Annotated in this window: 20 protein-coding genes; 11 read left to right on the forward strand and 9 right to left on the reverse strand. The window is 67.1% G+C overall.

Translation table 11 applies throughout. From position 1 onward, the window contains the following. Nucleotides 1-18: 18 nt before the first annotated feature. From U5805_RS27650 to U5805_RS27670, 5 genes are all read right to left on the reverse strand, one after another. A complete protein-coding gene (locus tag U5805_RS27650) occupies nucleotides 19-717 on the reverse strand; it encodes a YggS family pyridoxal phosphate-dependent enzyme (RefSeq protein WP_322106694.1) in 699 nt (232 codons plus the stop codon). A 219-nt stretch (nucleotides 718-936) separates the two neighbouring features. Continuing rightward, the gene (gene glcF / locus U5805_RS27655) at nucleotides 937-2,178 is read right to left on the reverse strand and encodes a glycolate oxidase subunit GlcF (RefSeq protein WP_322106695.1); all 1,242 of its coding nucleotides are present in this window, start codon (nucleotides 2,176-2,178) and stop codon (nucleotides 937-939) included. A gap of 27 nt (nucleotides 2,179-2,205) precedes the next feature. Continuing rightward, nucleotides 2,206-3,294, reverse strand: coding sequence for a glycolate oxidase subunit GlcE (gene glcE / locus U5805_RS27660; protein WP_322106696.1), 1,089 nt, complete (start codon nucleotides 3,292-3,294; stop codon nucleotides 2,206-2,208). A gap of 281 nt (nucleotides 3,295-3,575) precedes the next feature. Beyond that, complete coding sequence (locus tag U5805_RS27665; RefSeq protein WP_322106697.1) at nucleotides 3,576-5,081, reverse strand: FAD-linked oxidase C-terminal domain-containing protein; 1,506 nt, start codon at nucleotides 5,079-5,081, stop codon at nucleotides 3,576-3,578. Nucleotides 5,082-5,177: 96 nt separating this feature from the next. Then, a complete protein-coding gene (locus U5805_RS27670) occupies nucleotides 5,178-6,593 on the reverse strand; it encodes an FAD-binding oxidoreductase (protein WP_322106698.1) in 1,416 nt (471 codons plus the stop codon). 212 nt (nucleotides 6,594-6,805) lie between these two features. Between U5805_RS27670 and U5805_RS27675 the strand changes: the two genes are divergently transcribed. Both U5805_RS27675 and hmpA read left to right on the forward strand, forming a co-directional pair. Continuing rightward, complete coding sequence (locus tag U5805_RS27675) at nucleotides 6,806-7,408, forward strand: cob(I)yrinic acid a,c-diamide adenosyltransferase (protein ID WP_322106699.1); 603 nt, start codon at nucleotides 6,806-6,808, stop codon at nucleotides 7,406-7,408. Nucleotides 7,409-7,736: 328 nt separating this feature from the next. Next, a complete protein-coding gene (gene hmpA / locus U5805_RS27680) occupies nucleotides 7,737-8,939 on the forward strand; it encodes an NO-inducible flavohemoprotein (protein ID WP_322106700.1) in 1,203 nt (400 codons plus the stop codon). 108 nt (nucleotides 8,940-9,047) lie between these two features. Here hmpA and U5805_RS27685 read toward each other — a convergent pair whose 3' ends face one another. Then, the gene (locus U5805_RS27685) at nucleotides 9,048-10,052 is read right to left on the reverse strand and encodes a GlxA family transcriptional regulator (RefSeq protein ID WP_322106701.1); all 1,005 of its coding nucleotides are present in this window, start codon (nucleotides 10,050-10,052) and stop codon (nucleotides 9,048-9,050) included. Nucleotides 10,053-10,345: 293 nt separating this feature from the next. On the opposite strand from U5805_RS27685, the gene galU reads away from it, so the two are divergent. Further along, on the forward strand, nucleotides 10,346-11,302 hold the full coding sequence (galU, locus tag U5805_RS27690; RefSeq protein WP_322106702.1) for a UTP--glucose-1-phosphate uridylyltransferase GalU: 957 nt from the start codon (nucleotides 10,346-10,348) through the stop codon (nucleotides 11,300-11,302). A 232-nt stretch (nucleotides 11,303-11,534) separates the two neighbouring features. Here the strand turns inward: galU and U5805_RS27695 are convergent, their stop codons facing one another. Beyond that, nucleotides 11,535-11,987: a GDP-mannose mannosyl hydrolase gene (locus tag U5805_RS27695; RefSeq protein WP_322106703.1), complete on the reverse strand. Its 453-nt coding sequence runs from the start codon at nucleotides 11,985-11,987 to the stop codon at nucleotides 11,535-11,537. A 223-nt stretch (nucleotides 11,988-12,210) separates the two neighbouring features. After that, nucleotides 12,211-14,100, reverse strand: a complete 1,890-nt coding sequence (locus tag U5805_RS27700; RefSeq protein WP_322106704.1) for a hypothetical protein — start codon at nucleotides 14,098-14,100, stop codon at nucleotides 12,211-12,213. Nucleotides 14,101-14,854: 754 nt separating this feature from the next. On the opposite strand from U5805_RS27700, the gene U5805_RS27705 reads away from it, so the two are divergent. The 7 genes from U5805_RS27705 to U5805_RS27735 all read left to right on the forward strand — a co-directional run bounded on the left by U5805_RS27705 (nucleotide 14,855) and on the right by U5805_RS27735 (nucleotide 25,125). Then, on the forward strand, nucleotides 14,855-15,850 hold the full coding sequence (locus U5805_RS27705) for a GlxA family transcriptional regulator (RefSeq protein WP_322106705.1): 996 nt from the start codon (nucleotides 14,855-14,857) through the stop codon (nucleotides 15,848-15,850). Nucleotides 15,851-15,967: 117 nt separating this feature from the next. Continuing rightward, nucleotides 15,968-17,560 (forward strand): mannose-1-phosphate guanylyltransferase/mannose-6-phosphate isomerase, encoded by a 1,593-nt coding sequence (locus tag U5805_RS27710; RefSeq protein ID WP_322106706.1) that lies wholly within the window; start codon nucleotides 15,968-15,970, stop codon nucleotides 17,558-17,560. Between the two features lie 30 nt (nucleotides 17,561-17,590). After that, on the forward strand, nucleotides 17,591-18,979 hold the full coding sequence (locus U5805_RS27715; protein WP_322106707.1) for an undecaprenyl-phosphate glucose phosphotransferase: 1,389 nt from the start codon (nucleotides 17,591-17,593) through the stop codon (nucleotides 18,977-18,979). A 95-nt stretch (nucleotides 18,980-19,074) separates the two neighbouring features. Next, nucleotides 19,075-21,306 (forward strand): polysaccharide biosynthesis tyrosine autokinase, encoded by a 2,232-nt coding sequence (locus tag U5805_RS27720; protein WP_322106708.1) that lies wholly within the window; start codon nucleotides 19,075-19,077, stop codon nucleotides 21,304-21,306. Between the two features lie 114 nt (nucleotides 21,307-21,420). After that, nucleotides 21,421-22,539 (forward strand): GDP-mannose 4,6-dehydratase, encoded by a 1,119-nt coding sequence (gmd, locus tag U5805_RS27725; RefSeq protein ID WP_322106709.1) that lies wholly within the window; start codon nucleotides 21,421-21,423, stop codon nucleotides 22,537-22,539. A gap of 5 nt (nucleotides 22,540-22,544) precedes the next feature. After that, entirely contained in the window at nucleotides 22,545-23,618 is a 1,074-nt protein-coding gene (locus U5805_RS27730) for a GDP-L-fucose synthase (RefSeq protein ID WP_322106710.1), read from the forward strand. Nucleotides 23,619-23,754: 136 nt separating this feature from the next. Next, nucleotides 23,755-25,125, forward strand: coding sequence for a glycosyltransferase WbuB (locus U5805_RS27735; protein ID WP_322106711.1), 1,371 nt, complete (start codon nucleotides 23,755-23,757; stop codon nucleotides 25,123-25,125). A gap of 401 nt (nucleotides 25,126-25,526) precedes the next feature. Here U5805_RS27735 and U5805_RS27740 read toward each other — a convergent pair whose 3' ends face one another. After that, nucleotides 25,527-26,120, reverse strand: coding sequence for a hypothetical protein (locus U5805_RS27740; RefSeq protein ID WP_322106712.1), 594 nt, complete (start codon nucleotides 26,118-26,120; stop codon nucleotides 25,527-25,529). A 164-nt stretch (nucleotides 26,121-26,284) separates the two neighbouring features. On the opposite strand from U5805_RS27740, the gene U5805_RS27745 reads away from it, so the two are divergent. Beyond that, nucleotides 26,285-26,553, forward strand: a 269-nt coding sequence (locus tag U5805_RS27745; RefSeq protein WP_322106713.1) for a hypothetical protein, incomplete at its 3' end; no start/stop codon positions are given.

Raw genomic sequence — 26,553 nt, forward strand, 5'->3', positions numbered from 1 at the left:
ATGGTGAGGTTCGGGAAATCAGTGGGAGTAGTCGCGCGCGCCGAAGATGGCGGTGCCGACGCGCACGGCGGTCGCGCCTTCGAGCACGGCCGCTTCGAGATCCGCCGACATGCCCATCGAAAGCGTGTCGAGCGCGAAACCCTGCGCGTTGAGCGCGTCGAACAGCATGCGCAATTCGCGGTGCGGCGCGCGCTGCGCTTCGAGCGTTTCGGCCGGTTCCGGGATCGACATCAGCCCGCGCAGCCGCACATTGGGCAGCGCGGTGATCGCGCGCGCGATGCCGGGTGCTTCGTTGGGCGCCACGCCGCTCTTGCTCGCCTCGCCGCTCACGTTCACTTGCAGACACACGTTGAGCGGCGCCATGCCTTCGGGACGCTGCGCCGAAAGCCGCTCGGCGATCTTCAGGCGGTCGACCGAATGCACCCAGTCGAAGCGCTCGGCCACGGGGCGCGTCTTGTTCGATTGCAGCGGCCCGATGAAATGCCACTCGAGGCTCGCGCGCAGATCGGCAAGCGCCTCGACCTTATCGACGGCTTCCTGCACGTAGTTCTCGCCGAACGCGCGCTGACCGGCGGCGTACGCGGCGCGCACGTCGTCAGCCGGGAATGTTTTCGACACGGCGAGCAGCGCGACGCCATGCGGATCGCGGCCGGCGTTGCGGGCCGCGGCGGCGATGCGCTCGCGCACCGCCTCGAGATTGCGGGTGAGATCGGTCATGGGCTGAAGGACGGCGCGCGCTGGCGGGCGCCGTGCGGGCAAAGCGAAACGGAACAAACGTAACCAAAGCGAACGAGGGCCATTATACGGATTGCGCCGAACGCGAAACACTGGCCGAACGGTCTATGACGAATGGCCGACTGTTGGCGCGAACGGCGCGCGGTTACGCTGATTCCGTTCCCGAGGCGCGTGCGCCCCGGCCCGCGGTTTCCCGCTTTTTCAGTTCGCCGCCAGCATATGTTCCACCAGCTCGATCCAGTGCGTGACCGGAATCGACGTGCCGCTTTGCAGGTGCGCGATGCAGCCGATGTTCGCCGACACCACCAGTTGCGGTTCGAGCGCCTTGAGCCGGTCCACCTTCTGGTTGCGCAGCGAATACGAGAGGCGCGGCTGCAAGATCGAATACGTGCCCGCCGAGCCGCAGCACAGGTGACTGTCGGCGGGCAGGCGCACGTCCAGACCGAGCGCCGTCAGCAGCTTTTCCACGCCGCCGCGCAGTTGCTGGCCGTGCTGAAGCGTGCAGGGCGGGTGCCACGCCACGGTCTGGATGCCGCGCCGCCGCGTGGCCGCGACGAGCTGATCCTGAAACGCGGGCAGCCATTCGGAAAGATCGCGCGTGAGCGCGACCACGCGGCGCGCTTTTTCCGCATACGCGGGATCGTCGCGCAGCAGGTGTGCGTATTCCTTTACCGTCGAGCCGCAACCCGAGGCGTTCATCACGATCGCTTCCACGCCTTGCCCGGCGGCCGGGTCGATATAGGGCCACCAGGCGTCGATGTTGGCGCGCGCGTCGTCGAGCGCGTCGTCGGCATAGCCCAGATGCAGGTGAATCGCGCCGCAGCAGCCCGCTTGCGGCGCGACCACGGTTTCCACGCCCAGCGCGTCGAGCACGCGCGCCGTCGCCGTGTTGATGTTCGGCATCATCGAAGGCTGCACGCAGCCTTGCAGCATGAGCACCTTGCGGGCGTGCTTCGCGGTGGGCCATGCAAGCGCGCGCTGGCGCACCGGCACCTTGTCGCGCAGGCGCCTCGGCAGCAGCGGGCGCATCTGCTGGCCGAGGCGCATCGCGGGCGTGAAGAGGGCGCGGCGCGGCAGGACGCTCGCGAGCAGACGCCGCATCAGGCGCTGGCGCAACGGCCGCCGCACCATCTGTTCGGCGTGCTTGCGGCCGACTTCCACGAGCCGCCCGTATTGCACGCCCGAAGGGCAGGTGCTCTCGCAACTGCGGCAGGTGAGGCAGCGGTCGAGATGCGTGAGCGTGCTCCGGGTCACGGGCGCGCCTTCCACCATCTGCTTCATCAGATAGATGCGGCCGCGCGGCCCGTCGAGTTCGTCGCCGAGCAACTGGTAAGTCGGGCACGTCGCGGTGCAGAAGCCGCAATGCACGCATTTGCGCAGTATCGCGTCGGCTTCGTCGCCGTCGGGGGTGTTGCGAATGAAGTCCGCGAGGTTCGTCTGCATCGCCGCGTATGGGTTAAGTCGGTGAGATCAGAAGTCGGAATAGAGCCGGCCGCGATTGAAGATGCGCGCCGGGTCGAAGGCCGCCTTGAGGCCGCGATGAATTTTCATGAGCGGCGCGGGCAGCGGCGTGAACACGCCCGCGCTGCGGTCGTAGTCGCGTCCGGTGCGAAAGATCGTGGCGTGGCCGCCTGCCTGCTTCGCGCTGATGCGCACCGTTTGCGCGTCGGTTTCGGTGATCCACCAGCGTTGCGCGCCGCCCCATTCCATCAGTTGCGCGCCGGGCAGTTGCAACGGCTCGGCAATCGAGGGCAATGCCAGGCGCCAAAGCGCGGCGTTGGGCGCGATCGCCGCGAAGAACGGATCGGTCTGCTCGCGCAGGCCGGCCCAGAAGCGCTCGGCTTCCACCACGTCCACCACTTCGCCGCCCAGCGTGTTGCGCGCCGTTTTCACGGCGGCTTCCGCGCCCGCGAGACGCACCGCGAGCGTGCCGTTGCGCCAGGCGCTGGCCGTCATCGGCAGCGGGTGGCCGCCCCATTCGTTGAGCTTGCGCACGGCGTCGGTGCCGTTCACGTCGAACTTGAGCGTGGCTTCGGCTTGCGGCATCGGCAGCACTTTCACGGAAAGTTCGAGGATCAGGCCGAGCGTGCCGAGCGAGCCCGCCATGAGGCGCGAGACGTCGTAGCCGGCCACGTTTTTCACGACCTGTCCTCCGAAGTGCAGCACCTCGCCGCGCCCGTTCATGATGACCGCGCCCAGCACGAAATCGCGCGCCGCGCCCGCGCTCGCGCGCCTCGGTCCCGCGATGCCCGCCGCGATGCAGCCGCCGAGCGTGGCCCGCTGGCCGAAGTGCGGCGGCTCGAACGGCAGCATCTGGCCGTGTGCCGCGAGCGTCGCTTCGATTTCCGCAAGCGGCGTACCGGCGCGCGCCGTGATCACGAGTTCGGCGGGGTCGTACGCGATGATGCCGCGGTGCGCGCGCGCGTCGAGAATCTCGCCTTCGAGCGTCTGGCCATACCAGTCCTTGGTGCCGCCGCCGCGTATGCGCAACGGCCGCCCTTCGGCGCTCGCGTGGCGGATGCGTTCGGACCAGTCCGAGACGATGTCGTCCTCTTCCATATCGTGCGATTGGCGCCTGTTCCTGTTCGGGTTAGCTCGGGGGTTCGTCTGTGCGTTCGTCCGCGGGTTCGTTCTTGGGTTCGTTCTTGGGTTCGTTTATGGATTCGCTTCGGGGAACGTTCCGGTTCGTTTCGATTGTACTGAGCGAACCCGCGCCGACAACTCCGCACGGACCCGCATGCGCTCCACGCGAAACGCATGGCGCGCGGGGCGTGGGCGCGCCGGTGTCGCGCCTGAAAAGGCGGTGCAGGGAAACCCTGCGCCCGCGAAAGCCGCGCGGACTAGAAGCGCGGCAGTTCGGGATGCGGCAGCAGATTGCCGCGCACGTGCATGCGCCCGTATTCCGCGCAGCGCGCGCGCGTGGGAATGCCCTTGTCGGGATTGAGCAGCGCGGCGGGATCGAAGGCGCGCTTGACGGCGTGAAACGCGTCGCGCTCCTCGGGCGAGAACTGCACGCACATCGAATTGATCTTTTCGATGCCCACGCCATGCTCGCCCGTCACCGTGCCGCCCAGTTCCACGCAGGTTTCGAGGATGTCCGAGCCGAACGCTTCGGCGCGGTGCCATTCGTCGAGATCGTTGCCGTTGAAGAGAATGAGCGGGTGCATGTTGCCGTCGCCCGCGTGGAACACGTTGATGCAGCGCAGCCGGTATTGCGTCTCCATTTCGTGGATGCGCGCGAGCAGCGGCCCGATCGCGCGGCGCGGCACGGTGCCGTCCATGCAGTAGTAGTCGGGCGAGATGCGGCCCGCCGCCGGAAACGCGTTCTTGCGCCCCGACCAGAAGCGCAGGCGTTCTTCCTCGCTGCGCGAAATGGCGATGCGCGTGGCGCCGTGTTCGCGCAGCACGGCGGTCGTGCGCGCGATTTCGTCGGCGACCTCCTCGGGCGTGCCGTCCGACTCGCACAGCAGGATGGCGGCGGCTTCGAGGTCGTAGCCCGCGTTCACGAACTCTTCCACGGCGTGCGTGGCGGGCTTGTCCATCATTTCGAGGCCGGCCGGAATGATGCCCGAGGCGATGATGCCGGCCACGGCGTCGCCGCCCTTCACCACGTCGTCGAAACTGGCCATGATCACCTGCGCCATTTGCGGGCGCGGAATCAGCTTGACGGTGACTTCGGTGACGATGGCGAACATGCCTTCGCTGCCGATCATCACCGCGAGCAGGTCGAGGCCGGGCGCATCGGGCGCGAGCGAGCCGAATTCGACGATCTCGCCGTCCATCGTCACCGCGCGCACGCGCAGCACGTTATGCACGGTGAGGCCGTATTTGAGGCAATGCACGCCGCCCGAATTCTCGGAGACATTGCCGCCGATCGTGCAGGCGATCTGCGAAGAGGGGTCGGGCGCGTAGTAAAGCCCGAACGGCGCGGCCGCCTCCGATACCGCGAGATTGCGCACGCCGGGCTGCACCGTGGCGGTGCGCGCATACGGGTCGACTTCGAGAATGCGCCTGAAGCGCGCGAGCGAGAGCACGATACCGTGCCGGATCGGCATGGCGCCGCCCGAGAGGCCGGTGCCCGCGCCGCGCGGCACGATCGGCACGTCCAGACGCCGGCAGATCTGCACGATGCGCTGCACCTGCGACTCGGTCTCGGGCAGCGCCACGGCGAGCGGCAGGCGCCGGTAAGCGGCGAGTCCGTCGCAATCGTAGGCGACCGTGTCTTCCTCGCGATGCAGCAGGCAATGCGCCGGCAGCACCGCCATCAGCGCCTGCACGACTTCGCGCTGGCGTTGCGCGAGCGCTTCCTCGCCCAGCTCGGGCAAATTCGCTTCGGGTGCGTTCATGTCTCCTCCGGCTTGATGGGCGCGATGAGCTTGATCCGTGGCGCGACGCGTCCGGTCCCCGGCGTGATCGGCGCGGGTCCTGGCGCGCGGCCGGGCTTACGCCGCCCAGCTAAAGATCTTGCCCGGATTCATCAGGTTATGCGGATCGAGCGCGTGCTTGATGGAGCGCATCGTGTCCACGGTGTCCGCGCCGTGTTCTTCCACGAGAAAGCCCATCTTGTGCAGCCCCACGCCGTGCTCGCCCGTGCAGGTGCCGTCCATTGCAATCGCGCGCTGCACGATGCGGCGATTGAGGCGCTCGGCTTCGTCGATTTCCCCCGGCTTGTCCGGGTCGATGAGAATCGCCACATGGAAGTTGCCGTCGCCCACGTGACCGACGATCGGGCAGGGCAGCGGCGAAGCCTTGAGGTCGGTTTCCGTCTCCATCACGCATTCGGCAAGGCGCGAGATCGGCACGCACACGTCGGTCGTCACCGCGCGGCAACCCGGCTTCAGTTGCAGCATCGCGAAATAGGCGCTGTGGCGCGCGTTCCAGAGCCGGCTGCGGTCTTCGGGGCGCGTGGCCCATTCGAAGCCTTCGCCGCCATGCTGCGCGGCAAGCTCCTGCACGAGCTGCGCCTGTTCCTCCACGCCGGCGGGCGTGCCGTGAAATTCGAAGAAGAGCGTGTGCTTTTCGCGCAGCGTGAGGTTCGAATGCTTGTTGATGGCGCGCACGGCGAGCGCGTCGATGAATTCCACGCGCGCGATCGGCACGCCCATCTGGATCGTTTCGATCACCGTATTAACAGCGTCGCCCATGGACGGAAACGCGCACACGGCCGCCGAAACGGCTTCCGGTTGCGGATACAGCTTCACGGTGATTTCGGTGATCACGCCGAGCGTGCCTTCCGAGCCCACGAAAAGGCGCGTGAGGTCGTAGCCCGCCGACGACTTGCGCGCGCGAGAGCCCGTCCTGATCGCGCGGCCGTCCGCGAGCACGGCGGTCAAACCCAGCACGTTCTCGCGCATCGTGCCGTAGCGCACGGCATTGGTGCCGGAGGCGCGCGTGGCCGACATGCCGCCGATGCTCGCGTCCGCGCCCGGGTCGATCGGGAAAAACAGGCCCGTGTCGCGCAGCGCTTCGTTCAACTGTTTGCGCGAGATGCCCGGCTCGACCGTTACCGTGAGGTCTTCGGCGTTGATCGAAAGTACCCGGTTCATCTGCGAAAGGTCGATCGACACGCCCCCTTGCACGGCCAGCAAGTGGCCTTCGAGCGAGGAGCCGTTGCCGTAGGGAATGATCGGCACGCCGAAGCGCGCGCACAGCTTCACCACGCGCTGCACTTCCTCGGTGCTCTGCGCGAACACGACGGCGTCGGGCAATTGCGGGTCGAACGGCGACTCGTCGCGGCCGTGATGGGCGCGCACGGCTTCGGAAACGGAGATGCGCTCGCCGAAGGCGCTGCGCAGTTCATCGAGGAGTTCGGCGGGGAACGGGCGGCGTGCGAGGGCCGGCGGCGCGGGATGGTTCACGCGGATGTCTCCTTCCTGTGGATTCGTGTCTGGGCACTGCGGGATCGGCTCATTTTACGCCGACGTTCGCGCTCGCGCGGGCCGCGGTCCTCGGGCTTTTCCCGGGGCGGTCATGCGGTGGCCGATGCTGCGCCGCACGAAACCTATAATGGCCGCCACTCCTGGGCGCGCGACGTGCGCGCCAGGCAACCACACGCTGCGGAGAACACATCATGGGCAATCGCTTGAGCAAGATCGCCACGCGCACCGGCGACGACGGCTCGACCGGGCTCGGCGACGGCAGCCGCGTGCGCAAGGACGACGCGCGCATCGCGGCGATCGGCGACGTCGACGAACTCAATTCGCAGATCGGCGTGCTGCTGTGCGAAGCGCTGCCCGACGACGTGCGCGCCGCGCTGGTCGCGATCCAGCACGACTTGTTCGATCTGGGCGGCGAGCTGGCGGTGCCCGGCTACACGCTCGTTACCGACGATCACCTCGCCCGGCTCGACGCGTGGCTCGCGCATTACAACGCCACGCTGCCGCCGCTCGCCGAGTTCATTTTGCCGGGCGGTTCGCGCGCGGCCGCGCAGGCGCATGTGTGCCGCACGGTATGCCGGCGGGCGGAACGTTCGATAGTGTCGCTGGGCGCGCCGGAGCGTGCCGCGGCTTCGGCAGAAACGGTGCCGTCCGTCGCCGATACGCCGCGCCGTTATGTGAACCGGCTCTCCGATTTGCTGTTCGTGCTGGCGCGCGTGCTCAACCGCGCGGCCGGTGGCAGCGACGTGCTGTGGCGGCACGATCGCGGCGTCGGCACGGCGGGCCACGGCAAGTAAAAGGGCGTGATCGGTATAGATGCGGTGGCGAGGCATGGCAACGCTAAGCCAGCGGCGCATCTAATCCAACATAGCCAGCAGCGTTAACTCCAACGTAGCCAGCAACATTAGCCAGCAACGTTAGCCAGCAACGTTAGCCAGCAACGTTAGCCAGCAGCGCCGCACCTGCCGCGTCACCACCGCGCCGTCCCCGTTTCTTCCGCGAAACCCCACGCCGCGCGCTAATAACCCCGGCCGCCCGCCGATGCTGGGGTGCGACAAAATGCCCGCAGCGACGCGCCGCGTTAAAGATGTATCGTTTATGCATCTTAAAAAGGAGAAGCCGCAAATGACTGCGCTCACCGCCGACCAGATGGCCCTCGTCAAAGCCACCGCACCCGTTTTCGCCGAGCACGGCGCCACCATCACGAAGCACTTCTATCAGCGCATGTTCGCAGCGCATCCGGAACTGAAGAACGTCTTCAACCAGACGCACCAGAAAAGCGGCAGCCAGCCCGAAACGCTCGCTCGCGCCGTCTACGCCTACGCGGCCAATATCGACAATCTCGGCGCACTGGGCGGCGCGGTCACGCATATCGCGCACAAGCACGCGAGTCTGAACATTCGCCCCGAGCACTATCCGATCGTCGGGCGGCATTTGCTGGGCGCAGTCGTCGACGTGCTGGGCGAAGCCGTCGATCAACCGACCCTCGACGCCTGGACCGTCGCCTACGAACAGCTCGCCAACATCATGATCGGCGTGGAGGCGAAGCTTTACGAAGGCGCGTCGTGGAGCGGCTTTCGTCCGTTCAAGGTGATCCGCAAGCATGTCGAAAGCGACGAGATCACCTCGTTCTATCTCGCGCCCGCCGACGGTTCGCTCGCGGGCGGTTTCCAGCCGGGTCAATATGTGAGCGTGACGCGTTTCGTCGACCGTCTTGGCGTCGATCAGCCGCGCCAGTACAGCCTTTCCGACGCGCCGCACGGCAAGTGGCTGCGCATTTCGGTCAAGCGCGAGGCCGGTCGCGGCGAGGCCGAGCCGGGCCATGTCTCGAACCTGCTGCACGACGGCGTGGAAGCCGGCGCCATCGTGCATGTGAGCGCGCCGATGGGCGAATTCACGCTCGATCGCAACCGGCGCACGCCGGTCGTGCTGATGAGCGGCGGAGTGGGCGTCACGCCGATGATGTCGATGCTCGCGACGCTCATCGCCGAACGCAGCGAACGCGAGATTACGTTCGTGCATGCCTGCCGCGGCGCGCGCGTGCATGCGTTTCGCGACTGGCTGCGCGGCATCGCGGCCGAGCACGCGAACGTGAAGCGCGCCGTGTTCTACGAGGAAGTGGGCGCGCAGGATCGTCGCGGTGTCGACTACGACTTCGAAGGCCGCATCGACCTTGGCCGCATCGAATCCGTCGCGTTGCCGCCCGACGCCGACTACTACGTCTGCGGCCCCGTCGCGTTCATGCGCGAACAGCGCGACGCCTTGCTCGCGCGCGGCGTGGATGCTTCGCGCATTCACACCGAGATTTTCGGCTCGGGCATGCTGTAAGCGCCGATCAACGCCCGGGAAAACGCGCAGGAAAACGCGCAGGAAAGCGCGCAGGAAAGCGCCGCGCATCGCACGCGGCGTGGCTGCGTCGGCCCGCGAAAACCAGGCCTATTCGTTCGATGCGCGCCGGTTCACCGCGCGATAGCCCGAAGGCGAGATCGACAGTCTGCGGCGGAAAATGCGCGCGAGCCGTTCGCCGCGCGGCACGCCGCAGCGCTGCGCGATTTCGTCGATCGGCAGATTGGTTTGCGCCAGAAGCAGGCAACTCGCGTCGAGCCGGGCGCGCAACAGATATTCCGAGGGCGTGAGCCCGGTTTGGGTTTTGAAGTGGCGCAGAAAATTGCGCATGCTCATTTGCGCGACGCGCGCGGCGTCGGCGACCGAGATCGGCTGATGGTAGTTTTCGCGCAGCCAGTGCGCGGCCGAGCTGATCTTCACGTTGGCGCTGTCGGTTTCGCCGTCGTCGAGCATCGCGCCCAGGCGCTCCCACGAGCCCGGCATCGAATCCTCGGACACGCGCTGCGCGAGCGCCACGCCGTGATTGCGCTTGACGACCTTGAGCGCGGCGACCATCGCTTCGGGCGGCGCGACCACGGAAGCGCTTGCGTTGCGCGCTTCGAGCGCGCGCCGCAGTTGTTGTGCCGATGCCGCCGTGTTCACGCTGCCGCGCAGGAACGACACGTCGGCGGCGGCGAGCACGGTGCGCCCTTCGCCGAGCGCGCGAATGATGCGCACTTTCGGGGCGAGCGCTTGCAGGCGCGCGAGCAGGCGCTCGTTGCCGCGTGCGAGCGCGGCGCCGGGGCCGCCCGCGATGAAGAGGGTGTCGAAGCCGCTGCGCAGCGGCCCGTGCAGGCTTTCGGTCCAGACGCGCAGCCCGCAACTGCTGGAGACGCTGCCGCCGGCTTCGGAGAGCATCGCGAGCGAATAGGCGGGCAGCGTGTCGGCGCCGGCGTCGTTGGCGAGACGAAACACGTCCGCGAGCAGGCTCACGTCCCCGAGCGGGAAGCCTTCGAAAACGAGAATGCCGATGCGTTTGGCCACGGTTCCGAACTTGAAGTGAGCGCCGCGCGGCCGTAAAGCGGCTTGCCGGCAGATCACCCGATCGATGTGCATGGCCGGTTTCCTCGCGCAGGAAAAATTCGCAGGAGTGCGTTGCTTTCGCGCGTCGGCGTGGCGTGTGACTTCAGGCGCGATTTCGGTGGAGACCGTTCGGTTCCTACCCCTCGGTTCATTCCGATCGTCGCGACTCGCCGACTCGAGTTCATGATAGGCCCGGCGCCAGGCACGCCGCACACCGCAGTCGGAAAATGCCGAGAAGTTGGCAGAATGGCTCGATATGCGCTGGTTAAGCTGGCCTTGCGTCCCGTGAAGGGACGCGCCACCGAACCCTTCGCGAGACGACCATCATGATAAGAGTGCGCAAGGCCGTTTTCCCCGTCGCGGGCCTCGGGACGCGTTTTCTGCCGGCCACCAAGGCGAGCCCGAAGGAAATGCTGCCCGTGGTCGACAAGCCGCTCATTCAGTACGCGGTCGAGGAAGCGGTGGCGGCGGGCGTGACCGAACTCATCTTCGTGACGGGGCGCGGCAAGCGCGCGATCGAGGATCACTTCGACAAGTCCTATGAGATCGAGCGCGAACTCGAAGCGCGCGGCAAGGCCGCGCTGCTCGCGACCGTGCGAGGCATCAAGCCCGCGCACGTCGAATGCATTTTCGTGCGTCAGGCCGAGCCGCTCGGGCTCGGGCACGCGGTGCTGTGCGCGCAGAAGATCATCGGCGACGAACCCTTCGCGGTGCTGCTCGCCGACGACCTGATCGACGCAAACCCGCCCGTGCTCGCGCAAATGCTCGAGCGCTTCAATCACTATCACTGCTCGCTCGTGGCGGTCGAGAACATCGAGCGCGCGGATTCGCGCGCGTATGGCGTGGTGACGGGCAAGCCCTGGGACGATCACGTGTTTCGCATGTCGCGCATCGTCGAGAAGCCGGAGCCCGCGCTCGCGCCGTCCACGCTCGGCGTGGTGGGCCGCTACGTGCTGATGCCCGGCATCTTCGAACACCTGCGCCGCGTGCGTCCCGCCCAGGCCGCGCGCGGCGAGGAATGGCACTTGAGCGACGCGATCCAGTCGCTGCTCGCCGACGAGCAGGTGCTCGCGTATCGCTACAACGGCCGGCGCTTCGATTGCGGCAGCAAGCTCGGCTATCTCAAGGCGAGCGTCGAATACGCGCTGCGCCATGCGGAAGTGGGCGAGGCGTTCGGCGCGTGGCTGCATACGCGCGAGGCCGCCGATGCGCTGCGTGCATTGCGCGGCACGGCGCCCGCTGCCGCCGACGCACTCGAAGCCGACGCGCCGCTCGCGGGCTGAAGCCGCCGGCCGGAATCCGTCGAAACGCCTGCGCGATCACGCCCCCGATTGCGCGGGCCGCATCGGCCGAACGATCTCATTGGCCATTCAGCGGCACTCCAGCGGCACTCCAGCGGCACTCCAGCGGCACTCCAGCGGCACTCCAGCGGCACTCCAGCGGCACTCCAGCGGCACTCCAGCGGCACTCCAGCGGCACTCCAGCGGCACTCCAGCGGCAATTATTACGGCATCCTTAGCAAAAATACGCCTTCGTATTCGGATGCACGTCGTCGCGCGCCACGAGGTCTTCGGGCGCGAGCCACGCGTACTGGCTGTGCTGGTCGAAGCGCCCGACCGGCACCGTGCTGTCCAGCGTGAACGTATAGGCGAGCACGACGTAATGCGTGCCGATGCCGTTCTCGGCCGCGAAATTGTCCGGGTACAGATGCTCGTACACGCCGCCGAAGCGCGCCGACACGCGCTGCATGCCGACGATGCCCAGCTCCGTTTCGACAATGCGCGTGAAGGCCGCGTCGAGCCGCTCGTCCTTGCGGATGCGCCCGCCGGGCACGAACCAGGTGCCGCGCGCCGGACGGTTGCGGCGCTGCCCGACCAGCACGCGGCCATCGGCGTCGGCGACGATCAGGTCGATCGCGACGAGCGGCGCGAGGCGCACGACGTCGAGAAATTCGGTGGGCGACAGCATGAGCGGGCGTGTCCCTGTCGTAACGGTAGCGTGTGTGGGGTGCGGCTTGTTGACGTCTTATGGCGAAGCCGGAATGCGAAAAATTCCTATGCAGTCTAGGCGCAGCCGTTTTTTGCCGCACTGTCCGATACCGCCTAAGTCTCGTCACGGAGTGCCAATATGCGTTCGCCCGCGTGTGTCCCGTTCGCGAATGCGCCGCCGCCCGCTCGCGTCGCCGGCGGATTTACGGCGCGACGTAACCGGCGGGCGTGATCGCGCGCTGTTTGAGCACGGCCACGTTGTCCGACACCACGTACACCGGCGACGCCGTGAGGCTCAGCGTGAGCGCGCCGTCTTTATAGGGCATCGTCGTGGCGTTGCCCATCATGTCGAACACGCTCACGTTGCCCGAGCGCCCGCTCGCGTCCACCTGCAAGGTCCACGGCGTCGCGCGCGCGGCGTCGAAACCGGTTTTCGCGTTCCAGCGCGCGTTGTCGTGGCTCCAGAGCGCCGTGACGACCTTGCCGTTCGGGCGCGCGAACGCGTAGGCGTAGACGCCCGCGGGCGTGCCGCGCAGCGGCCCGAGCGTATAAGTGCCGTCGATCAGGCGCGTCATCGCGGCCACCGCGAGCGCGGCCGGCTTCGGGCTCACATTGGTCGCGCCGTACATGCCTTGCGCGTGGTCGAGTTCGAAAAACACGCCATAGCCCGGCGTGTTCTCGGGCATGTCCTGGGTGTAAAAGACGAAGGTGGTGTTCGCGCCCTCGCCGAGCAGGATCAGATGCGTGCGCGCCACCACGGCGCCTTGCGCGTAGAGCGTGTTCGCGTCGGGATAGTGCGGGCCGTATTTCGTGCCGATGTCGTAGCTGATGCCGGTTTCGGTCACGAAGAGCGGCGCGCCCGGCTTGAGCACGTCGTGCATCGCGGCGCGCAGCGCGCGCATCGCCACGGGCAGCGAAGTCGTGCCTTTCTCGTTGGTGTCGCCGAGCCGTTCGGGCGGATGCGAGGGGCTCGTGCCGAAATCGTAATAGCCATGCGCGGTCACGCCGTCGAGATATTTCGCAATGCCAAGCGGCGCGAACTTGCGCAGCCATTTGGTGTTGCCGTCGACGCCCGCGTAAGTCGGCCCCATCACGATCGCGGAAGGATCGGTCGAATGCACGCCTTCGTACACGGCCGCGTAGAGATCGACGAAATGCTGGTCGGTGTCTTTCCAGGGCAGGCCGCCGTCGGCGTCGGGTTCCCACGTCACCTGATAGTAGTTGTGCGCCTGATGCGGAAAATAGCGCGCCCGCACGCGCGCCGATTCCGCGCCCACGCGCGCCATATAGTCGCGCAGATCCGCGCTGGAAGTGGGCGCGAAGCTGTGCGTCTCCTGGCCGTTCGGGCTCGCCCACGCGGGAATGCCGTCGAGCAGGATCAGCCGCAGGATGTCGCTCTGGCGGAAATACGGCGCCAGTTCGCTGGTGTCCGGATTGAAGGTGTTGCGCGCCTTCGGCTCCATCGTGTACCAGCGGCGTTCGTCGTTGGCCCAGTTGAGCCCGAGGTCGGTGTAAAGCGGACGAAAGCCGTCGCCGCCGCAGCAATGCTGACCCGGCGCGAGATACGCGGTGCCTTGGCCGCCGAAGCGATGCAGGTCGTCGTGCGCGAATTTCGGCGCGGGCAGCACGGCGCTCACGTCGGGCAGCACGCCGAAGGTTGCGATGCCGGCGGGGCGCGTGCCGCGTTGCGGCAGGGTGGCCGCCTGCGCAACCAGCGACGCCGAAAACGCGAAATAGCCGGCTTGCGGCACCGTGCAGGCGAGTGTCGTCACGCGCGCGCCCGCCGCCACGCCGAACGTGCCGCTCGCTTGCGGACGATTCCACGCGTCCGCGATTTGCCACTGCACCTTGTCGTCGCGCGCGGCTTTCGTCGTCACCTCGATGCGGATCTCGCGGCCGCGCGCGAAGAGACGCGTGCCGTCGCTGCCCGGCGTGTCGGCGGAAATGGGCGCGTCGTCGGAAGACGCGGCTTGCGCACGCGTTGCGGCGCTGCGGCACGAGAGCGCGTCGGCGGCATGCGCGTTCGCGCTCGCGAGTGCAATCAGGAGTGCAAGCGCGGGTAAAAGCGACGATCTCGGCGCGACGCTTCGCACGAGAGTTCGCACGCCGTTAGCGAACGTCCACGCGGCATGCGATGCGCGCGCGGGGCTGGGCTTCGGCAAATTGCCGGGGCGAACTGCGGATCGCATCGAGGCGGCACCCTGAAAGTTGATCGACATGAACGCCAAGCCTAGAGGCAAGCGGGCGCCGCCCGCCGCCAGGGTCCAGGCTTTTCACGCAATCGCGGCGGATGCCATACGTCGCGTATCGGCCGCGCACCAGGCTATGTGCGCCAACGCACGCACCGAAGCATCCGATAAATAACGGCGCGGATTATCTGTTATTGTGCAGTGCACCCGGGAATAAAAGGTTTAATATCCCGACTGCACGCGCTTCAGGGATGCTTAAAGCTTATAAAACATCCTTTTAATCAGACGAATTAGCGCGCTGTCTTTTTTAGTCTTTCAGTTTAATCACACAGCTCCATCCTGCACTTAAGTGCATTGATCGGAATGCTTCCAGGTTTTCATCGTAATAAAGGCGAAAATACCGCCCGGACCAAACGGGGCGGCACTTTTGCCCTGTCTTGCGTAATCGGACGAACGACTTTGATAACGGCTTGCGCGCTCGCGCTCAAGCCGTGATGCGCATGCTTCAAAAGGTCCGCGACCGGACTTAATGCGCCAATGTCTCGCTAGTTTCGGTCAGTCGTGGTTGCGTCGATTTTTATCTGTCTATGATGCACTGCACACGGAATGCTATTACCACGACTTTTCACTTTGGACGGGGGATGTTTAGGGGAAAAGCATGGCGTACGCAAGTCTGGATTTACCGTCGTATACCCGTCCGCATTTCGTAACCGCGGGCGTCAGTCGAGAAGTGCGTCATATCGCAATACTGTTGTTCGATGGCTGTTCACTGCTTGGCGCCGGAATCGTGGCCGAAGTGTTTCATGTGGCCAACGAACTGTCTTCCGACACCTCTCGTAGCTTGCCTTACGACGTCAGCATTCTTTCCGCCGACGGCGGCAACGTGACCTGCTCGTCGTCGGTGCGGGTCTGGACCGATGGACTCGATGCGCGTCATTTCGTCGGCTTCGACGCCCTCTTCGTAGCGGGCGGCAAGGGTGCCTACGCCGCCGCCAACGACGAGCGCCTCATCGCCTGGCTTCGGCACGTGCATGCGAATACCGGAACCATTCGCCCGATCGGCGAAGGCCGCGCGTTGCTCGAAGCGGCCAATCTGTGCGGCCAGCGCGTGCAGCGCGAGTTCGGCTCGTACACGGTGCAGAGCACGCGCGACGAGAGCGGCGGCGACGCCGGCGACCGTCTGGAGTCGATGAAAAGCGCGCTGACGCTCGTCAAGCGAGACCTGGGCGTGGATGTCGCGCGTTCGGTCACGGAGCGTCTCATGCCCGATTCCGGAGGCAACCTCATGCCGTTCCTTGGCGACGCGCTGGGCAGCGCGCCCGCCGACAAGGTGCGCGCGGCGGCACGCTGGCTTCAGGAAAACTGCCAGCGGGCCATTTCGATCGCGGACGCCGCGCAGGTGGCCGCGATGAGCGAGCGCAACTTCCTGCGCCGCTTCAAGCTTGAGATGGGCATTACGCCATCGGATTACCTGTTGCATGCGCGGCTGGCGATCACCTGTAGCCTGCTCACCGATTCGGAGCTGCCGGTCGACAAGATCGCGCGCCGCACCGGCATGGGCAACGGCGACCGCCTCGCCAAGATTTTCCGCAAGCGCATGATGATTTCACCGACTGAATATCGCGAGCAGAGCCGTCGCGAAGCGGGCGCCTAAGGCCGCCTTCAGCTTCGCCGCGTCTTCGACACGCCGGGCCGGTTCGCGGGGAACCGGCCCCAAGGTATCGCTCGTCGCGAGACGGAGCGATCCTGCACTATTGTCAGGAGTCCGAACATGATCGAGAAATCAGCCAGCGGTCCGGATCAGCAACAGTCGCGCGCGCCGCAGCGGGAAGCGCCGCCGCAAAGCCAGCAGGAACCGGAGGCGCAAGCGGGGACGCAAGCGCAGACGCAAGCGCCCCCGGAAGCCGCGCAGGCCTGCACGCGCATCGTGCCCGTGGTGCTCGCGGGCGGCTCCGGCACGCGTTTGTGGCCGATGTCGCGCGAACAGTTTCCGAAGCAGTTGATCGGCGTGGTGGGCAGCGACTCGCTGTTGCAGGCCACCGTACACCGGCTCGACGGCTTCGCGCCCGAATGGCAGGTTTCGCAGTCGCCCATCGTCGTATGCGGCGACGAGCATCGTTTCGTGATCGTCGAGCAACTGCGCGCCTGCGGGCGCGACGCGCGGCTCGTGGTCGAACCGGCGCGGCGCGATACGGCGCCCGCGCTCACGCTGGCCGCCGCGCTCGCGTGCGCCGAAGGCGAGGACGCGATTCTCGTCGTGATGCCGTCCGATCACGCGATCGGCGACGTGAGCGCGTTGCAGCGCGCGCTCGCGGTGGCGGCGCGGCACGCGCAGCGCGGCGCGATCGTCACGCTCGGCGTGCCGCCGCGTTCGCCTGAAACGGGCTTCGGCTATATCCGCGTGGGCGAGGCGATCGCCGACGGCGCGCATCGCATCGACGGCTTCGTCGAAAAGCCCGCGCCCGAACTCGCGACGCAATATGTGGCGCAAGGCGGCTACTGGTGGAACAGCGGCATCTTCGTGATGCGCGCGAGCGTGTGGCTGGACGCCTTGCGCGCGTTGCAGCCCGACATGCACGCGGCCTGTCTTGCCTCGTTCGTCGACGGCAAGCTCGACGGCACGACCTTCCGCCCGGCCAGGGATGCGTTCGGCAACACGCCCGCGGACTCGATCGACTACGCCGTGATGGAGCGTCTTGCCAAGAGCAGCGGCTGGGCGCCCGAAGGCGTGGTGGTCGCGCTCGACGCGGGCTGGTCCGATCTCGGCTCGTGGGACGCCGTGTGGGCCGCGCTCGACAAGGACGAGGACGGCAACGTGGGGCGCGGGCGCGTGGAGTTCGAAGGCGCCGTGGCCACGTATGCGCACTCGGAAGGGCGGCTCGTCGCGTGCGTGGGCACCTCCAATCTCGTGGTGGTCGAAACCGCCGACGCCGTGCTCGTCGCCGACCGCTCGAAAGTGCAGGACGTGAAGGGACTGGTCGCGCGCATCAAGGCGCAGCGCGCGCCCGAGGCCGCCTCGCATCGCAAGGTGCAGCGTCCGTGGGGCTTTTACGATTCGATCGACCAGGGCGAGCGCTTCCAGGTCAAGCGCATCGTGGTCACGCCGGGCGCGCGGCTTTCGCTGCAACTCCATCATCATCGCGCGGAGCACTGGACGGTGGTGCGCGGCACGGCGCTCGTCACGCGTGGTGAGGAATCCTTTCTATTGAGCGAGAACGAGTCGACGTACATCCCGCTTGGCGTGCGTCATCGGCTCGAAAACCCCGGCAAGATGCCGCTCGAAATCATCGAAGTGCAGTCGGGCGCGTACCTGGGCGAGGACGACATCGTGCGCTTCGACGATACCTACGGCCGTTGCAATTGAACGGCACGGCGCCAGCAGCAGGATAACGATATGCGCGAGCTTCAAAACTTGATGGCGAGAGCGTTGGATGTGTCCGCGGTCATGCTCGGTGCGAGCCTGGCCTCGGAAATCCGCTTCGACGACGTCGCGCCGCGCGGCGTGAACGAAGCGTTCGTATTGCTGGCGGCGGCGTTCGCGCTCGTCATTTTTCCGGCCTTCGAGCTGTATCAGTCGTGGCGCGGCCGCTCCAAGGTCCTGCTCGCAAGCCAGGTGTCGTTAGCCTGGCTCGTGGTGCAGGGCTGCGCGCTGCTCGCCATGTACTCGACGATGCATCACGTGGATGCGGTGTCGCGCCTGTGGTTCGCTTATTGGACCGCACTCGCGGGCGGCCTGCTGATTACGTGGCGCGTAGCCGCGCACGGCGTGCTCTCGCACGTGCGGCGCGCCGGCCACAATCTGCATCAGGTGGCGATTGCGGGCTCGGCCTCGCAATGCGCGGAGATCGTGCGCCGCATCGGCAACGAACCGGGCTCGGGCTTTCGCGCGAGCGCGCTGCTGCACACCGTGCCGCACGCCGCGCCGGCGAGCGCCAACGGCGCGGCGGTGTGCGAGACCGTGGAGTCGTTCGCGCAGTTCATCCGCGAGCACGACGTACACGAGTTGTGGCTCGCGCTGTCGCTCGCCGAGGAGCGCACGGTCGCGCGGCTCGTCACCGAATTCCGCAACGACCTCGTGAATATCCGCTTCATTCCCGACGTGCGCTCGCTCGCGCTGTTCGAGACCAGCAGCGTGATCGAGTTGCTGGGCGTGCCGGCCATCAACCTCGTGGCTTCGCCGTTGCCCGCGAGCGCGCAGTTCAAGAAGGCGCTGTTCGACCGCATCTTCGCGAGCGCGGCGATCCTGAGCCTGCTGCCGGTGCTGATCGCGATCGCGCTGGCGGTCAAGCTCACCTCGCGCGGGCCGGTGCTGTTCAAGCAGCGCCGCAAGGGCGCCGACGGCCGCGTGTTCACCATCTACAAGTTCCGCTCGATGCGCGTGCATACCGAAGCCGCGGGCGTGGTGAGCCAGGCGACGCGCGACGACCCGCGCGTGACGAAGCTCGGCGCGTTCCTGCGCCGCACGAGCCTCGACGAGCTGCCGCAATTCTTCAATGTGCTGCGCGGCGACATGTCGGTGGTCGGGCCGCGCCCGCATGCGCTCGAACACGACGACCTTTATCGAGGCGTGGTGGCGGGCTACATCCATCGCTATCGCATCAAGCCCGGCATCACGGGCTGGGCGCAGGTCAACGGCTTTCGCGGCGAGACCGATCGGCTCGAAAAAATGGAGCTGCGCGTCGCGCACGATTTGTACTACCTCGGGCATTGGTCGTTCTGGCTCGACATGCGAATCATCGCGGCGACGGTCGTGCGCGGCTTTCTCGGCTCGAACGCGTACTGAACCGCGCATGAACAACAACACAACGACGCGCGCACGAGGCCGTGAATTCGGGCGCGCGGGGGCTCACCAGACTCACCGGTATCGGGAGAGGGAAGATGGCGATGAACTTTGAGAGCGGTTATGGCTATGCCATGGCCGGCACGGACGAACGGTATCTGGGCGATTACCTGCAAACGCTCGCGGCGAACTGGCGCGTGATCGCGCTCGTGACGTTCGCGGTCACGCTGCTCGGCGCCGCGTATGCGTTCGTGGCGCAGCCGACTTATCGCGCGGACGTGCTGTTTCATCTCGTCGACAAATCCGACGACGGCAAGAAGAACGCGACGCTGCCGCCGCTCACGGGCATGTTCGACGAAAAGACTTCGGCGAACGGGCAGATCGAAATGCTCAAGTCGCGTATCGTCACCGAGGAAACGGTGAAGCGGCTGCATCTCGACATCAGCGCCCATCCGCGCGAAATGCCGGTTCTGGGCGGCGTGCTTTCGGGCTTCATGAACGGCAAGTGGGGCTTCGCGCCGCCCGCGTTCCTCAAGTCGTCGAACTATGCGTGGGGCGGCGGCGACATTGCGGTGTCGCGCTTCGATACGCCCGAAGCGTTGTTCGACCGGCCGTTCACGCTCGTGGCGGGCGAGAACGGCAGCTACGTGCTGCGCGACCCCGACGGCATTCCGCTTTTCGACGGCCATGTGGGCCAGGACGTGAGCGCCAATACCGCCGACGGCGCCATCGCGCTGCACGTCGATCGTCTGAGCGGCGCGCCCGGCACGCCGTTCGTGCTCACGCGCGCCTCCACGCTCACCACCGTCGAGCGGTTGCAGAAGTCGCTCGACGTATCGGAAGTCGGCCTGCAATCGGGCGTGATCCGCGCGAGCCTCGAAGGCCACGACAGCAAGCTCACGGCCGCGATTCTCAACAGCATGGCGAGCGAATTCATCGCGCAGGACGTGGAAAGCCGTTCCGCCGAAGCCGAGCACATGCTTGCGTTCCTCGATCAGCAGTTGCCGCAACTGCGCGCGCAGGTGGACGCCGCCGAGCAGAAGTACAACAACTTCCGCAACGCGCACGGCACGGTCGATCTGGGCGAGGAAAGCCGCCTGCTGCTGCAACAGGTGGTGGACAACAAGACGCGCCTCGTCGATCTGCAACAGCAGCGCGCCGAACTCGTGCAGCGCTTCACGGAACATCATCCGGCCGTGCAGGCGCTCGACGCGCAGATCGCCACGCTGCAAGGCGCGCAGTCCACGCTCACCAAGCACGTGCAAACGCTGCCCGACACCGAGCAAACGGCCGTGCGCCTCCTGCGCGACGTGCATGTGAACACGGAGCTGTACACGAACCTGCTCAACAGCGCGCAGCAACTGCGCGTGGCGAAGGCGGGGCAGGTGGGCGACGTGCGCGTGGTGGACTACGCGCAGGCGCCCGACGATCCCGTGCGGCCCAAGCGCGTGCTGGTCATCATCGTTTCGATGGGCGTGGGCCTGATTCTCGGCATCCTGATCGCGTTCGTGCGCAAGTCGCTGTACGGCGGCGTGGAGCGCCCCGACGAACTCGAAACGGCGCTGGGCGTGCCGGTGTTCGCGGTGGTGCCGCGCAGCCCGAAGCAGTTGCGCCTGCAACATCATGTGTCCACGCGCCGCCGCGGCCTGCACGTGCTCGCGCAGCAGTCGCCGCAGGACGTGGCCGTGGAAGGCGTGCGCAGCTTGCGCACCACGCTGCAACTGTCGCTTGCCGAAGCGGGCAACAACATCGTCATGCTCACCGGCTCGCGGCCCGACGTGGGCAAGTCGTTCCTCTCGGTCAATCTTTCGGCGCTCGTGGCTTCGGTGAACAAGCGCGTGCTGATCGTCGACGGCGACATGCGGCGCGGCGACGTTCACTCGCACTTCGGCATCGCGCATCAGCCGGGGCTTTCCGACGTGCTGCTCGGCGCCGATCTCGCTGCGTCGATCCAGCGCGACGTGCTGCCCGGACTCGACGTGCTCGCGAAAGGCTCGCTGCATTCGCATCCGTCCGAACTGCTGATGAGCGGCCGCTTCGAGGCGCTGCTCGAAGACCTCAAGACGAAGTACGACCTCGTGATCATCGACACGCCGCCCGTGCTCGCGGTCACGGATTCGACCGTGATCGGGCGTTACGCGGGCACGACGCTGCTCGCGATCCGTCACGGACGCCACCCGCTTTCGGAGCTGGAGGAAACGGTCAAGCGCCTGCGCATCGGCGGCGTGAATCTGCGCGGCGTGCTGCTCACCGACGTGCCCAAGACGGGGGCGTTCGTCGGCGGCGGCTATCGCGGCGGCTACTACGGTTACGAGAGCATCGCAGGCTAACAGCAGTAACACACACGCCCGGCCTCCACCGGATCGACGGCATGACGGAAGGCAGGGCACGAGGCGCAAATCCGCATATAACCCGTTTCGCGTACGCGCGAGGGAGAGAGAACGATGTCACGTAAGGTTGCGTTGATCACCGGCGTCACCGGTCAGGACGGCTCGTATCTGGCCGAGTTGCTGCTCGAGAAGGGCTACGAAGTGCATGGCATCAAGCGTCGCTCGTCGCTTTTCAACACGGACCGCATCGATCACCTGTATCGCGACGTACACGACCCGGAGCCGGGCATCCAGCTCCATCACGGCGAACTGACCGATTCCACGGCGCTCATGCGCGTGATCCAGCGCGTCGGCCCGGACGAAATCTACAACCTCGCGGCGCAAAGCCACGTGGCGGTGTCGTTCGAGGAACCGGAATACACGGCCAACGCCGACGGTCTCGGCACGCTGCGCATTCTGGAGGCGATCCGCATTCTCGGCATGACGAAGAAAACGCGCTTCTATCAGGCGTCGACCTCGGAACTCTACGGGCTCGTGCAGGAAGTGCCGCAGCGCGAAACCACGCCGTTCTATCCGCGCAGCCCCTATGCGGTCGCGAAGCTGTTCGCGTACTGGACCACGGTGAATTATCGCGAGGCGCACGGCATCTACGCGTGCAACGGCATTCTGTTCAACCACGAGTCGCCGCAGCGGGGCGAGACCTTCGTCACGCGCAAGATCACGCGCGCCATCGCGCGCATTGCCGTGGGTCTGCAAAAAGAGCTGTATCTGGGCAATCTTTCGGCGATGCGCGACTGGGGCCACGCGCGCGATTACGTCGACATGCAATGGCGCATGCTTCAGCAGGACACGCCGGAAGACTTCGTGATCGCCACGGGCGTGCAGTACAGCGTGCGCGATTTCGTGCGCCATGCGGCGGCGGAACTGGGCGTGACGATCCGCTTCGAAGGCGAGGGCGTGGATGAAGTGGGCATCGTCGACAAGGTGGAAGGCCGCGAGACGCGCCTCGAACCGGGCGCCGTGATCGTGCGCGTGGACCCGCGCTACTTCCGCCCGACCGAAGTGGAAACGCTGCTCGGCGACGCCACCAAGGCGCAGGAAAAGCTCGGCTGGCGCCCGGTCACGACCTTCCAGCAACTCGTGAAGGAAATGGTGCGCTCGGACTTCCAGATCGCGCGCCGCGACGCGCTCGTCACGCTCGCGGGCTTTCGCGCGCTCGAACATCACGAGTAAAGCGCATGGACAAGAACTCCCGCATCTTCGTGGCCGGCCACCGCGGCATGGTGGGGTCGGCGCTCGTGCGCGCGTTGCAGGCGCACGGCTACTGGAATCTCGTCACGCGCACGCACGCGCAGCTCGATCTCACCGACCAGGGCGCCGTGAACGCGTTCTTCGAAACGGAGAACATCGACGCCGTGCTGCTCGCGGCCGCGAAGGTGGGCGGCATTCTCGCCAACGCCACGCAGCCCGCGCAGTTCGCCTACGACAATCTCGCGATCGAAACCAACGTGATTCGCGCGGCGTATGGCGCGGGCGTGGAGCGGCTCGTGTTCTTCGGCTCCTCGTGCATTTATCCGCGCGAATGCCCGCAGCCGATCCGCGAGGATTATCTGCTCACCTCGCCGCTCGAACCGACCAACGAAGCCTATGCGATCGCCAAGATCGCGGGCCTCAAGCTGTGCGAGGCGTACAACCGCCAGTACGGCACGCGCTTCGTTTCGCTGATGCCCACCAATCTCTACGGGCCGAACGACAACTACGACCTCAAGAGCAGCCACGTGCTGCCCGCGCTGATCCGCAAGGCGCACGAGGCGCGCGCGAACGGCGACGCCGCGCTCGCGGTCTGGGGCTCGGGCACGCCGCGCCGTGAATTCCTGCACGTGGACGATCTCGCCGACGCGACGATCTTCGTGCTCGAACACGATACCGGCGACGGCGTGTACAACGTGGGCGTGGGCGAGGACTTGTCGATTCGCGAACTCGCGCAGCGCATTTGCGCGGTGGTGGGATTCGAGGGCGAACTCGCGTTCGACGCGAGCAAGCCCGACGGCACGCCGCGCAAGCTGCTCGACGTTTCGCGGCTCGGCAATCTGGGCTGGCGCGCGCGCATCGGGCTCGACGAAGGGCTCGCGCGGACGTATCGCGATTTCCTGGAGGCGCGCGGCGCGGGTTCGCCGGCCGATTCGACTCCCGATGCGACGCCCGATTTGAAGCCCGATTTGAAGCCCGATAACCACGCGGATGCCCAGGCCGATTCGATGCCCGCGCCGCAAGCGGCCAGGCCGGCCGCGGTGGCGCAAGCGCGGGCCTGAACACGCCGGGAAGGCGGTTATTGGCGGGCGTCGTGTTTGGACCGGATATCGACGCCCGCCTTTTTTACGTGCGGCACGCGTTGCCGCAAGCGTGGCCTCGCTCGCCACGAATCGAACGGAGCAGGAAGGCGCCGCAATGAGAATCCTGATCTACGGTTTGAATTACGCGCCCGAAGTCACGGGCGTGGGCAAGTACACGGCGGAGATGGCAGAAGGGCTCGCGGCGCGCGGGCACGAGGTGCGCGTGGTGTGCGCGCCGCCTTACTATCCGCAGTGGCAGGTGCATGAAGGCTGGCGCGCGTGGCAATACCGGCGCGAAAGCGCGCACGGCGTGCGCGTGCGGCGCGCGCCGCTCTGGGTGCCGGCGCGGCCCGGCGGCGCGAAACGCATCCTGCATCTCGCCAGCTTCGCGCTGACCTCGTTGCCGCTGTTGCTGCGCGAGGCGTTCTGGCGTCCGCATATCGTCATGCCGATCGCGCCCACGCTGCTGTGCGCGCCCGGCGCGCTCCTGCTCGCGCGCGCGGCGGGTGCGCGAGCGTGGCTGCATATTCAGGACTTCGAAGTGGATGCCGCGTTCGAACTCGGCTTGCTCGAAGGCGGCGACACGGCGAAGGCGGCGCGCGCCGCGCGCGGCTTCGAGCGTGCGTTGCTGCGCCGCTTCGACATGGTTTCGTCGATCTCGCCGCGCATGGTCGAGCGCGCCATCGGCAAGGGCGTGGACAGTTCGCGCGCGGCGTGCGTGCCGAACTGGGTCGACACCAACGCGATCTATCCGCTGCCGCAGCCGAGCACGTTTCGTAAGCGACTGGGCATTCCGGCCGCCAATACCGTGGTGCTCTACTCGGGCAACATGGGCGCGAAGCAGGGCATCGACATTCTCGCCGACGTGGCCACGGCGCTTGCCGCGCGGCGCGACATCAGCTTCGTGTTTTGCGGCGACGGCGCGGCGAAGCGCGATCTCGTCGCGCGCTGCGCCTCGCTGCCGAACTGCCACGTGCTGCCGCTGCAACCGGTTGCGCTGCTCAACGAACTGCTCAACGTCGCCGATATCCACGTGTTGCCGCAACGCGCCGACGCCGCCGATCTCGTGATGCCTTCGAAGCTCACGGGCATGCTCGCGAGCGGGCGCGCCGTGGTGGCGATGGCGCGGCCCGGCACGAGTCTGCACGAAGTGGTTTCGGATCACGGCATCGTGGTGCCGCCCGAGGACGGCGCGGCGCTCGCGGGCGCGATTGCCGCGCTTGCCGGCGATCCCGCGCGGCGTGCCGCGCTCGGCCGCGCCGCGCGCCGCTACGCGCAGCAGAATCTCTCGCCGGAGTCGATCTTCGGCGCGCTCGAAGCCCGCATGGCGGCGCTGGCCGGCGTGCCGGCGATCGCGCGCGTGCAAGGCGCCGAAGCGCCGCGCGCGGCGAAATCGGGCAACGCCGCGGCCGGTGCGGCCGGAGCGGCGAGCGTGAAGGAAACGGGCGGACCGCCGCTGCCGGAAGTCGAGCGCTCCGACGTTTAGGGCGCGGGCGGAACGTCGAGGCGGGTGCAAGGTCGAGGCGGACGGCACGTTAAGGCGGGTGGAACACATCCACGCGGCCAGCGCGTCGAGGCGGGCGGAGCGTCGAGGCGGGCGGGACGTCAAGGCATGTGGAACGTCGAGGCGGGCGTGACGTCAAGGCGGGCGGCACGTCGAGGCGGGCGTGACGTCGAGGCGTGTGGAACGTCAAGGCGTGTGCAACGTCAAAGCGGGCGGCACGTCGATGCTGGCGGGACGTTAGGTGGGTGGGGCGTCCAGGCGGGTAACGTCGATGCGGGCGGAACGTCGAGGCGAATGGATGAACGGCCTGGATGAGCGGCCCGTATGAGCGCAACATCCGGGCGCCGTCAGGCGCGGCACAGGCTGCCGCGCCTGACGGCGCTTCACCACGGCGACTTGTAAAGCTGCGAAGCCGATTGCCGTTGCGACGCATACGGGCTGCCATAAAGCGGCGTGTTCGGCGAGGTTTGGCTCGCGCCGTAGTCGTACGCGGCCTTGGCGTCGCTGGCCGCGCCGCCGCTGTATTTCGCGCCGCCGTGGCCGATGCGCTTGCGCAGATCCGCCGAGCCGCTGCGCGTCGGGCTCGCGGCCGCCGCGTTGCTGGCCGCGTAGAAGTCGGAGGGATTGACCATCTGCATGCGCGATTCGCTCGTGAGCGCGTGTTCGGTGGCCATCGGCGAGGCGCCGTCGGTGGTGTAGGGATTGGCGTCGTACGGACTGTCCTGCGACGCCGACGGGCCGCCCAACAGGCGCTTTTCGTCGGCTTTCGAGCGGCGCAGGGCGCTCGTCATCGTGTCGCCCTGGAAGCTGCCGCCGTTCGCATCGCTGTCCGGCGACGATGCCGACGACGAACCGCTGTCGCGCTGCTGCGCGTGGGCGAGCGGCGATGCGACGCCGAGGAGGCACGTGACGCACGCGAGCCACGCGCCTGTCGCCGCTAACGCCGATGATCGAAACGAACGAGTGAGCCGGGCCATGACCGTGTTCCGCGCGCCGCGCGTGATGGCGGCAATGCGTTCATGGTGCGCGCCGCGCCTCGCGCGGTCGCGCCAAAACCCCGGCGGCGTCGGCCAGGCGAGCGATGCTGCGCGGGCGCGGCCCGATAATGGTCCACACGTTCGCAGCCCGCGAAGGAGGGCGCATGACGCAAGCGGTGGAAAGCCTCGGCACGATCGACAAGCGCGAGCAAGCGGCGCGCGCGGGATCTCGCGCGAACCTGGCGCAGGCGCAGACTCGCGCGGCGCCGCGCACGCGCGACGCCAGGCTGCGCGAAGCCGGAGCGCACGGAGCGAAAGCGCGGGAACTCGACGCGCAGCAGCCGGAAGCGCAGCAGCCTGAAACGCAGCAGCCTGAAACGCAGCAGCCTGAAACGCAGCAGCCTGAAACGCAGCAGCCTGAAACGCAGCAGCC

The organism is Paraburkholderia sp. J41 (assembly GCF_905220235.1).
Lineage (GTDB): Bacteria > Pseudomonadota > Gammaproteobacteria > Burkholderiales > Burkholderiaceae > Paraburkholderia.